7 protein-coding genes and 1 pseudogene are annotated in these 10,101 nt (G+C 69.5%); 6 read left to right on the plus strand and 2 right to left on the minus strand.

Annotated elements, in window-relative coordinates; translation table 11 throughout:
- Positions 1-9: 9 nt before the first annotated feature.
- Complete coding sequence (locus AC5Y5E_RS10180; protein WP_499902866.1) at positions 10-705, plus strand: TetR/AcrR family transcriptional regulator; 696 nt, start codon at positions 10-12, stop codon at positions 703-705.
- On the plus strand, positions 702-1,643 hold the full coding sequence (locus tag AC5Y5E_RS10185; RefSeq protein ID WP_499902867.1) for a R2-like ligand-binding oxidase: 942 nt from the start codon (positions 702-704) through the stop codon (positions 1,641-1,643). The genes AC5Y5E_RS10180 and AC5Y5E_RS10185 overlap by 4 nt, the downstream gene beginning before the upstream one ends.
- 13 nt (positions 1,644-1,656) lie before the next feature.
- Here the strand turns inward: AC5Y5E_RS10185 and AC5Y5E_RS10190 are convergent, their stop codons facing one another.
- Complete coding sequence (locus AC5Y5E_RS10190; RefSeq protein WP_499902868.1) at positions 1,657-3,033, minus strand: NADP-dependent succinic semialdehyde dehydrogenase; 1,377 nt, start codon at positions 3,031-3,033, stop codon at positions 1,657-1,659.
- Between the two features lie 79 nt (positions 3,034-3,112).
- Between AC5Y5E_RS10190 and AC5Y5E_RS10195 the strand changes: the two genes are divergently transcribed.
- From AC5Y5E_RS10195 to AC5Y5E_RS10210, 4 genes and pseudogenes are all read left to right on the plus strand, one after another.
- Positions 3,113-4,759 (plus strand): acetolactate synthase large subunit, encoded by a 1,647-nt coding sequence (locus tag AC5Y5E_RS10195; protein WP_499902869.1) that lies wholly within the window; start codon positions 3,113-3,115, stop codon positions 4,757-4,759.
- Between the two features lie 134 nt (positions 4,760-4,893).
- On the plus strand, positions 4,894-6,804 hold the full coding sequence (locus AC5Y5E_RS10200) for a PE family protein (RefSeq protein ID WP_499902870.1): 1,911 nt from the start codon (positions 4,894-4,896) through the stop codon (positions 6,802-6,804).
- A 62-nt stretch (positions 6,805-6,866) separates the two neighbouring features.
- Positions 6,867-6,941 (plus strand): annotated as a pseudogene (locus tag AC5Y5E_RS10205) (thiamine pyrophosphate-dependent enzyme); the annotation flags it as partial.
- Between the two features lie 143 nt (positions 6,942-7,084).
- Positions 7,085-8,599, plus strand: a complete 1,515-nt coding sequence (locus AC5Y5E_RS10210; protein WP_499902871.1) for an HNH endonuclease signature motif containing protein — start codon at positions 7,085-7,087, stop codon at positions 8,597-8,599.
- 7 nt (positions 8,600-8,606) lie between these two features.
- Here the strand turns inward: AC5Y5E_RS10210 and AC5Y5E_RS10215 are convergent, their stop codons facing one another.
- Entirely contained in the window at positions 8,607-10,055 is a 1,449-nt protein-coding gene (locus AC5Y5E_RS10215; RefSeq protein ID WP_499903279.1) for a lipase maturation factor family protein, read from the minus strand.
- Positions 10,056-10,101: the final 46 nt, after the last annotated feature.

Raw genomic sequence — 10,101 nt, forward strand, 5'->3', positions numbered from 1 at the left:
AGGCTCCAAATGCCAACGGTGACTTGGGCGCGCGTGGATCCCGCCCGGCGCGCGGCGGTGATCGAAGCCGCGGAAGGCGAGTTCGGGGCGCACGGCTTCTCCCGCGGCAGCCTCAACGTCATCGCCCGGCGCGCCGGCGTCGCCAAGGGCAGCCTGTTCCAGTACTTCGCCGACAAGCGCGACCTCTACGCGTACGTCGCCGACGTCGCCAGCCAACGGGTGCGCGCCTACATGGAGGAACGCATCCGCGAGCTGAACCCGAGCCGGCCGTTCTTCGATTTTTTGACCGACTGGCTCGACGCGTGGGTCGCCTACTTCGCCGACCACCCGCATGAACGCGCGCTGCACGCCGCGGCCACTCTCGAAGTCGACACCGAGGCCCGCGTCAGTGTGCAGAACGTCATTCACCGTCACTACCTGCAGGTGATGCGCCCATTGGTCCGCGACGCGCAGCTGCGCGGTGACCTGCGTCCCGACGCGGACACCGACGCGCTGTTGTCATTGATGCTCTTGATCTTTCCGCACCTGGCGCTGGCCCCCTACATGCGCGGCCTGGACCCGGTTCTCGGGCTCGACGAACCCACCCCGGAGCAACCGGCGCTGGCCGTGCGCCGGCTCGTCGCGGTGCTGGCGGCCGCGTTCTCGACGCAACCGCACCCGACGCCCGTCCACCCAGCCTTACACCGATCTGAGGAGGTCACATGACACGCACACATTCGGGCTCGATGGTTGCGGGCGGACTCAACTGGGACAGCCTGCCGCTGCGGCTCTTCGCCGGCGGCAACGCGAAGTTCTGGAATCCCGCCGACATCGACTTCTCGCGTGACCGCGCGGACTGGGAGCGGCTGACGGACGACGAACGCCACTACGCCACCCGGCTGTGCGCCGAGTTCATCGCCGGCGAGGAAGCGGTGACCGAGGACATCCAGCCGTTCATGGCCGCGATGCGCGCGGAAGGCCGGCTCGGCGACGAGATGTACCTGACGCAGTTCGCGTTCGAGGAAGCCAAGCACGTGCAGGTGTTCCGCATGTGGCTCGACGCCGTCGGCGTCACCGGCGACCTGCACGAGTATCTCGACGACATCCCCACCTACCGCACGATTTTCTACGAGGAGTTGCCGGCCTGCCTCGACGCCTTGTCCACCGACCCGTCACCGGCCGCGCAGGTCCGGGCGTCGGTGACCTACAACCACATGGTCGAAGGCATGTTGGCGCTGACGGGCTATTTCGCCTGGCACAAGATCTGCGTGGAGCGCGGCATCCTGCCCGGCATGCAGGAGCTGGTGCGGCGCATCGGCGACGACGAGCGACGCCACATGGCGTGGGGCACCTTCACCTGCCGGCGCCACGTCGCCGCCGACGACGCCAATTGGGGCGTCTTCGAAACGCGCATGAACGAGCTCATGCCGCTCGGGCTGCGCCTCATCGAAGAGGGCTTCGCCCTGTACGACCCGATGCCCTTCGGCATTTCGACGGACGAGTTCATGGCCTATGCCGCCGACAAGGGCATGCGGCGGTTCGGCACGATCAACAGCGCGCGGGGCCGCCCCGTCGCCGAGATCGACCTCGACTACTCGCCGGTGCAGCTGGAGGACACCTTCGCGGACGAGGACGAGAGGGCGCTGGCGGGCGCGTCGGCCTGAGGGCCTCGGGGAGCTACCCCACCCAGACGGTCTTGGCGTTGCAGAACGCTCGGATGCCCAGGCCCGCGAGTTCGCGACCGTAGCCGGATCGCTTGACGCCGCCGAACCCGAGTTCGGGGTACGACACCGTCATCCCGTTGATGAAGACCTGTCCGGCCTCGATGTCGTCGATGAAGCGTTGTTGCTCCGCCTCGTCGTTGGTCCAGGCGTTGGACCCAAGCCCGAAGGTGGTGGCGTTGGCGATCTCGATGGCTTCGTCGATGTCCTTGGCCCGGTACATCGAAGCGACCGGCCCGAAAACCTCTTCGGTGTAAAGGGCCATGTCCTTGGTGATGTCGGTGACCACCGTCGGCGGGTAGAACCAGCCCGGCTGGGCGGGGGTCTTGCCGCCGAGTCGGACGGTGGCACCCGCGGCGACGGCGTCGTCGACCTGCTTGGCGATCTCGTCGCGGCCTGACTCGGTGGCCAGCGGGCCCACGTCGGTGTCCGGGTCGGTCGGGTCGCCGACCTTCAGGGCTTCCATCCGCTCGACGAACTTGTCCACGAACGCGTCGTAGATGTCGGTGTGGACGATGAATCGCTTGGCGGCGATGCAGGATTGGCCGTTGTTCTGGGTCCGGGCGGTAACCGCGGTCTTGACCGCCTCGTCGAGATCGACCGACGGCATCACGATGAACGGGTCGCTGCCGCCGAGCTCCATCACGGTGGGTTTGATCTCGTCCCCGCAGATGGCCGCGACGGATTGGCCGGCCGGTTCGCTGCCGGTCAGCGTGGCCGCCTTGACCCTCGGATCGCGCAGGATGGCCTCGACGGCGCTGGACGAAACGAGCAGCGTCTGGAAGCAGCCCCCCGGGAAGCCGCCGCGGGCGATGACGTCCGACAGATACAGCGCCGATTGCGGCACGTTCGAGGCGTGCTTGAGCAGTCCGACGTTGCCCGCCATCAGTGCGGGAGCGGCGAAGCGGACGGCCTGCCACAGCGGGAAGTTCCACGGCATCACGGCCAGCACCACCCCAAGCGGCTGCCAACGGGTGTAGGCCCGCTTCGCACCGACCTTCGCCGCGTCGGCCGGCTCGTCGGCCAGCAGCTGCTCGGCGTTCTCGGCGTAGTAGCGAAAACCTTTGGCGCACTTGAGCGCTTCGGCCTTAGCCGACTTCAGGGTCTTACCCATCTCGAGGGTCATCATGGCGCCGACCTCGTCGGCTTCCTTCTCGAGAAGGTCGGCGGTGGCGTTTGCCCATTCGGCGCGCTGGGCAAAGGTGGTGTTATGGCGGTAGTCCTGGAACCGGGCGTGGGCGCGCGCGATGGCGGCCTCGACTTCCTCGTCGGTCGCGGGGGTGAAGGTTTTTACTGTCTCGCCGGTAGCCGGGTTGATCGTGGCGATGGGCACGCTGAGATCCTTCGCTTCGAGGTTGGTAAAAGGTCCAACACCCAGCCTGCCACTATCGTTCCCCCCATGGAGGTGCCGGATGAGTAAAGCCGCTCAGCTGATCGTGAAGTGCCTGGAGAACGAGGGTGTTTCCGTCGTTTTCGGGGTGCCCGGCGAGGAGAACATCCGGTTCGTGCAGGCGCTGGCCGCATCACACATCCGCTACGTGCTCACCCGCCATGAGCAGGCGGCGTCGTTCATGGCGGAGATGTACGGGCGCGTCACCGGCCGGGCGGCGGTGGTGTCGGCGACCCTGGGCCCCGGCGCCATCAACATGCAACTCGGCGTCGCGGACGCCACCACCAACAGCACCCCGATGGTGGCGATCTCCGCCCAGGTGGGCCAAGACCGCGAATACAAGGAATCGCACCAGTACGTCGACCTGGTGTCGATGTTCGCCCCGATCACCCGGTGGGCCGCGGGCATCCCGACCCCACGCGCCATCCCCGAGATGGTCCGCAAGGCGTTCAAGGTCGCCGAAACCGAACGCCCGGCCGCGGTCTACCTCGCGGTCCCCGAGCACATCGACGCCGACGAAGCCGACTACGACTTGAAGCCATTGCCCCGCAACGTTGTTCGCCCCGACGCGCCGGCGCCCCGGCAGGTCGCGCGCGCCGTCGAAATCCTGCGCCAGGCGAAGCGGCCGGTGGTGCTGGCCGGGCACGGCGCCGCGCGCGCCGACGCGACCAAGGCCCTGGTCCGGTTCTCCGAGGAGTTCGGCATCCAGGTGGCCAACACGTTCCACGGGAAGGGCGTGATGCCCGATGACCACCCCAACAGCATCGGGACCCTCGGGTTCATGCGGCACGACTACGTCAACTTCGGGTTCGACAACGCCGACGCCGTCATCGCCGTCGGCTACGAGCTGCAGGAGTTCGATCCCGTGCGGATCAACCCGCAGGCCGACAAGAAGATCATCCACGTGCACCGCTTCCCGGCCGAGGTCGACGCGCACTACTCGGTCGACGTCGGGATCATCGGCGACATCAGCGATTCGCTGAACGCGCTCACGGACGCGCTGGCCGGCCACCGCTTCGAGCACGCCGCCGACGTGCCGGGGTCGGGGCTGCTGGCCGAGGAATTCGCTCGCGGGCAACAGGATTCGCGTTACCCGTTGGCGCCGGCGCGGGTGGTCGCCGACACCCGCGAGGCGCTGGGCCGCAGCGACGTGGTGCTCGTCGACACGGGCGCTACCAAGATGTGGATGGCGCGGCTCTACCCGACGTACGAGCGGAACACCTGCCTGATCTCAAACGGCCTGTCCACCATGAGCTTTGCGCTGCCCGGGGCCCTCGGCGTCAAGCTGGCCCGCCCCGACTCCAAGGTGCTCGCCGTCGCGGGTGACGGCGCGTTCCTGATGAACTCCCAGGAGATCGAGACCGCCGTGCGCGAGCGGATCCCGCTCGTGGTGCTGATCTGGGAGGACGGCGGCTACGGCCTGATCGAGTGGAAGATGGACCTCGAACTCGGCGAGCACTACTACGTTAAGTTCGGCAACCCCGACGTCGTGAAATACGCGGAAAGCTTCGGCGCCAAGGGATATCGGATCACCAGCGCCGCCGAGCTGTTGCCGACGCTCAAGGCCGCGCTGGCCGACGACGGGGTGTCGCTGATCGCTTGCCCGGTGGACTACTCGGAGAACCTGCGGTTGACCGACCGGCTCGGCGAGCTGGACGAGACGCTTTAGTCGCCCGGGCTCGGGATTGCGGGCGAGCGGGCTTCTAAGCTCCCGTTTGCTCAAGGCTGAAACATCGGCGCGGAATTGGCGTACGCTTTCAGTGCTCTTCATCTGTACTCCTCGACCCGTGGGGAGGGGCAGCGATGTCGTATTTGATAGCGGTCCCGGAATTTGTGGCCTCGGCTGCATTGGATGTGTCCAAGATCGGCTCGGCGGTGACCGCCGCCAATGCCGCCGCCGCGGGCCCGACGACGGGATTGCTGGCGGCCGGTGCGGACGAGGTGTCCGCGGCGATAGCGTCAGTGCTCTCCAGTCACGGGCAGGTGTTCCAGGCGCTCAGCGCCGAGGCGGCGGAGTTTCATGCCCTGTTCGTGTCGACGTTGAACGCCGCCGGGGGCGCCTATGCGACCGCCGAGGCGGCAAACTCCTCGCCATTGCAGACCCTCACGCCCCTGTGGCAAGACGTACGGGCCGTAGTCAATGCGCCCACCAATGCGTTGTTCGGGATCCCGTTGATCGGCAAGGGCGCCAATGGGGCGCCGGGGACCGGGCAAAACGGGGGACCGGGCGGGATCTTGTTCGGCGACGGCGGCGACGGGGGGTCCGGGGCGCAGGGCCACCCCGGCGGCAACGGTGGTAACGCTTTCTTCTTCGGCAACGGCGGCAGGGGCGGGGCCGGCGGCATTGGCACCACCGGCGCCGCGGGCGCCGCGGGGGCCAGCCCTACCAACGGCGGCCTCGGCGGCAACGGTGGGTCCGGTGGGGTGGGCGGCAACGGCGGGCTGATTTTCGGCAGTGGCGGTGCGGGCGGCGTCGGCGGGACCGGCGGGACCGGCGGGAGCGGCGGAGACGGCGTCACGGGCTTTCTCAACGCGACCGGCGGCGGCCTGGGCGGGAACGGCGGGACGGGCGGGAGCGGCGGGCACGCCGAGGGAGTGTCGGGATTCTTCGGCGGTCACGACGGTGACGGCGGCACGGGCGGCCTGGGGGGCCACGGCGGCCAGGGGGGCCAAGGGGGCGACACCGCCGGCACCGCCGGCAACGGCGGCAAGGGCGGCAACGGTGGGACCGCCGGCCTGGGTGGCAGCGCGGGCGGCGCCGGCGCCAGCGCGGGCCTTGCCGGCACCGGCGGCACCGGCGGCGACGGCGGCGACGGGGGCAGCAGCACTGGCGGCACGGCCGGCGTCGGCGGCAACGGCGGCAACGGCGGCAACAGCGTCGGCGGGACCGGCGGCAACGGCGGGGACGGCGGCAACAGCGGCAACGCCACCGTGAACAGCTCGGGCCTGGTGGCCGCGGAAACCATCCGCGGCGGCAACGGCGGCAACGGCGGCAACGGTGTCACCGGCGGGGACGGCGGAAACGGGGGCGGCGGTGGCAGCGCCCTCGCCACCGGCACCACCGACGCCATCGCGATCGGCGGCGGTGGTGGTGGCGGCGGCGCCGGGGGCAACGGCACGGGCGGCGGCGCCGGCGGCCACGGCGGCCAAGGCGGCAACGGCGGCGGCGTCGCCGCAACGGTCGGCCTCAGCTCCGTCGCCGCCGGCGGCGGCGCCGGCGGTGGTGGCGGTGGGGCCGCCGGGATCGCGGGTGGCCCCGGTGGTGGGGGCGGCGGTGGGGCTGGCGCCGATGTCACCAGCACCACCGCCACCAGCGGCGGCGGCTTTAGCGGCAGCACCGGCCAAGGTTCCGGCGGCGGGGCCGGTGGGGGCGGCGGCCAACCCGCCGCCGCAAGCGGTACCGAAGTCGCCGCAGGTGGTGGCGGCGGCGGTGGCGGCGCTATCACCGGCGGCCCCGGCGGCGACGGCGGCCAAGGGGGTAGTGCCAACGGTGTGGCCCCCGGCGCCGGCGGGGTCGGCGGCACCGGCCAGCCCCTCGGCGGCGCCGGCGCGAACGGTGCGGCCGGCAACCTCTTCGGCACAGGCGGCGCCACCGCCACGGGCGGCGCCGGCGGCAACGCCAACATCGGTGGCGGCGGCGGGGGCGGCGCCGCCTTCGCCAGCGGGACCGGCGCCGTCGCGCACGGCGGCACCGGCGGCGACGGCGGACCTTAACGCCGACGCACCCCGGGCCGAGACCGGCGTCGCCCCCCTGCTGAGCCGATTCACCCGTTGTTGCGTTGCCCGGGGCCCTCGGCGTCAAGCTGGCGCGGCCCGACTCCAAGGCGCTCGCCGTCGCGGGCGACGGCGCGCCCGGTCGACTATTCCGAGAACCTGCGGTTGACCGACCGGCTGGGTGAGCTGGACGAGACGCTTTAGTCGAGACACCGCCCGTTATCCACAGGGATGGCCTGCCAAAAAGCACGAGTCAGTGGCCCGCGCTATACTCGAACACATGTTCGATGAGACGGCCCGTGCTGAGGTGATCGCCCGGTTCGACGAGATGATCGAGCGGTGCTATCCGTCGACGACGGCGGAGTCGGCGGTGATGGTGGATCGGATCTGCGCGGCGGCGCGGGCGGAGAACCGGGAGGCCGCCGCGCAGCTGGTCGCGATCCATGAGTTGTTTCGGTATCGGTTGTCGCGGTGTTCGGAGAGCGAGGACTGGGCGATCGACACCATGGAGGCGGTTGCCGCGGAGGTCGCGGCCGCGTTGCGGATCAGCCAGGGTCTGGCGGCGAGCCGGCTGCACTATGCCCGGGCGATGTGTGAGCGCCTGCCGCAGGTGGGCGGGGTGTTCGCGGCGGGGGACATCGATTTTCGGATGTTTCAGACGGTCGTGTTTCGCACCGATTTGATCGAGGACCCCGAGGTGTTGGCGGGCGTGGATGCGACGTTGGCGGCCAATGTGGCGCGCTGGCCGTCGATGAGTCGGGGCCGGTTGGCCGGTCAGGTGGACAAGATCGTGGCCAAAGCCGATGTGGATGCGGTGCGCCGTCGAAAAGAGCGTCAGGTCGATCGGGAGATCTGGATTGGGGATCGGGTTCAAGACGGGCTCTCGGAGATCCACGGCAGCCTGCTGACCCCGGATGCCCACGCCCTGGAGAAGCGGCTGAATGCGTTGGCGGCCACGGTGTGTGTCCACGATCCGCGTACCCGTGAGCAGCGCCGCGCCGATGCGCTCGGCGCGCTGGCGGTCGGGGCGGATCGGTTGGGCTGTCGCTGCTTGCGGCCCGACTGCGCCGCAGGGACACGGCCCGCTGCGTCGCCGGTGGTGATTCATGTGATCGCCGAACGGGCCAGCCTGAACGGCACCAGCACGGCTCCGGGCTCCGAAGTAGGCGCCGACGGCCTCATCCCACCCGAACTGCTGGCCGAAATCGCTAAGTCGGCCAAGCTCATGCCGCTGGTTCACCCCGGCGACGCGCCACCCGAGAACGGCTATGTGCCCTCGCAGGCGTTGGCCGATTTCGTGCGCTGCCGGGATCTGACGTGCCGCTGGCCGGGCTGCGACGCCCCGGCCATCGGCTGCGACCTGGATCATACGATCCCCTATGCCCAGGGTGGGCCCACGCACGCGTCAAACCTGAAGTGCTACTGCAGAACTCATCATTTGATCAAGACGTTTCTGGGTTGGGCCGAACAGCAACTGCCCGACGGGACGCTGATTCTGACCTCCCCGTCCGGACAGACGTATGTCACCACCCCGGGCAGCGCGCTGCTGTTCCCCAGCCTGTGTTATTCGGTGGGCGGCATGCCCACACCGGAGGCCGACCCGCCGGCCGACTACTGCGCCGAGCGCACCGCGATGATGCCCCGACGCCGCCGCACCCGCGCCCAAGACCGCGCCTACCGGGTGGCCACCGAACGCCGCCACAACCGCGACGCCCGCCTGGCCCGTAAAGCTGAGTGGCCCAGCTACTTTGGACCCGCCCCACCCCAAGACGACGACGATCCACCGCCGTTTTGACGCCTGGCTAAGCTCCCCGCGGAGACTGCTCTTTTCCCAGCGTCATGGGCCGGACATAGGTGCCCACCAGCGTGCGATGCCACCACGCCCGCTCGCGCCGCAGCTCTCGCCACGTCGTAAATCGGTACTCATAGAGCTGCGCGCGCACGTACCGCGGCGGCGAGTCCGGAAACGGATTGCGCCGCAACAGGCGCAGCGTCGGGCGGTCGTTGCGCAGCAGCCGCTGCATGAACGGCCTCAGCCACGGCTGGGCGTAACCGGGCGAGATGGCGGCGAACCACATCAGCCAGTCCAGGCGCAGATGGTAGGGCGCCCACTGCCGCGGCAGCCGGCGCACGTCGCCGGGTTTACCCTTGAATTCGTATTCCTTCCATACCGTTTCGTCGGTGACTCGCGATTCTTCGGTACCCTCGATCACCACCTCGCGTCGCACCCGTCCGATGCTGCCGAACGCCCCGTAAGTGTTCACCAGGTGAAATGGGTTGAAGGACATGTTCATTCGCTGACGCGGCGAGAGCATGTTGCGCAGCGGCCAGTAGCTCAGGAACAGCACGGCGGCACTGAACACCATCACCACGCCGGCGAACCACAGCGGCGGCCCCGACGGCCATGAATGCGCGGGCAGCGGAAACAGCAGGGCCAGCGACGCGTCGTCGATGGTGCTGAACGCCAGCATGATCGTCACCCAGTTGAGCCAGGCGAAGTTGCCCGACGCCACCAGCCACAGCTGGGTGACGACGACGATCGCCCCGGCCGCGCTGGCCACCGGCTGCGGCGCGAACAACCCGAACGGCACGATCAGCTGGGCGAAATGGTTGCCCGCCACCTCGATTCGGTGCAGCGGTCGGGGGAGGTGGTGGAAGAACCAGCTCAACGGGCCCGGCATCGGCTGGGTCTCGTGGTGGTAGTACAGGCACGTCAGGTCGCGCCAGCACGGGTCGCCGCGCATCTTGATCAGCCCGGCGCCGAACTCGACCCGGAACAGCAGCAGCCGCGTCATCCACAGCGTCAGCACCGGCGGCGCCACCCGGTCGCTGCCGAGGAAGATCATCAGGAAGCCGGCCTCTAGCAGCAGCGACTCCCAGCCGAACCCGTACCAGGTCTGGCCGACGTTGACGATCGACAGGTAAAGCGCCCACAGGGCCAGCCACGCCAGCATCGCGGCCCACACCGGCGCCAGGTCGGCCGCGCCGGCGACGACCGCGGCCGCCAGCGCCGCGCCCAGCCAGGCCACCCCCGCGAACAGCCGGTCGGAGTAGCGCAGATGAAAGAGGCTCGGCGCGCGCCAAAACGTCTGCCTGGCCAAAAACCGCGGCACCGGCAGCATTCCGTGCTCGCCGATGAGCGCCCGGAATTGCAGCGCGGCCGCGACGAACGCGATCAGGTAGATGGCCGCGACGCCCCGCTGCAGGACCATCCGGCCCAGCCAGTATTCGGGTGCCGAGAACCAATCCATGGTCGTCACGTATTACCAGTCAAGCAGCAGGGAAACCGCTAGCCAA

The organism is Mycobacterium sp. NGS54 (genome assembly GCF_059812465.1).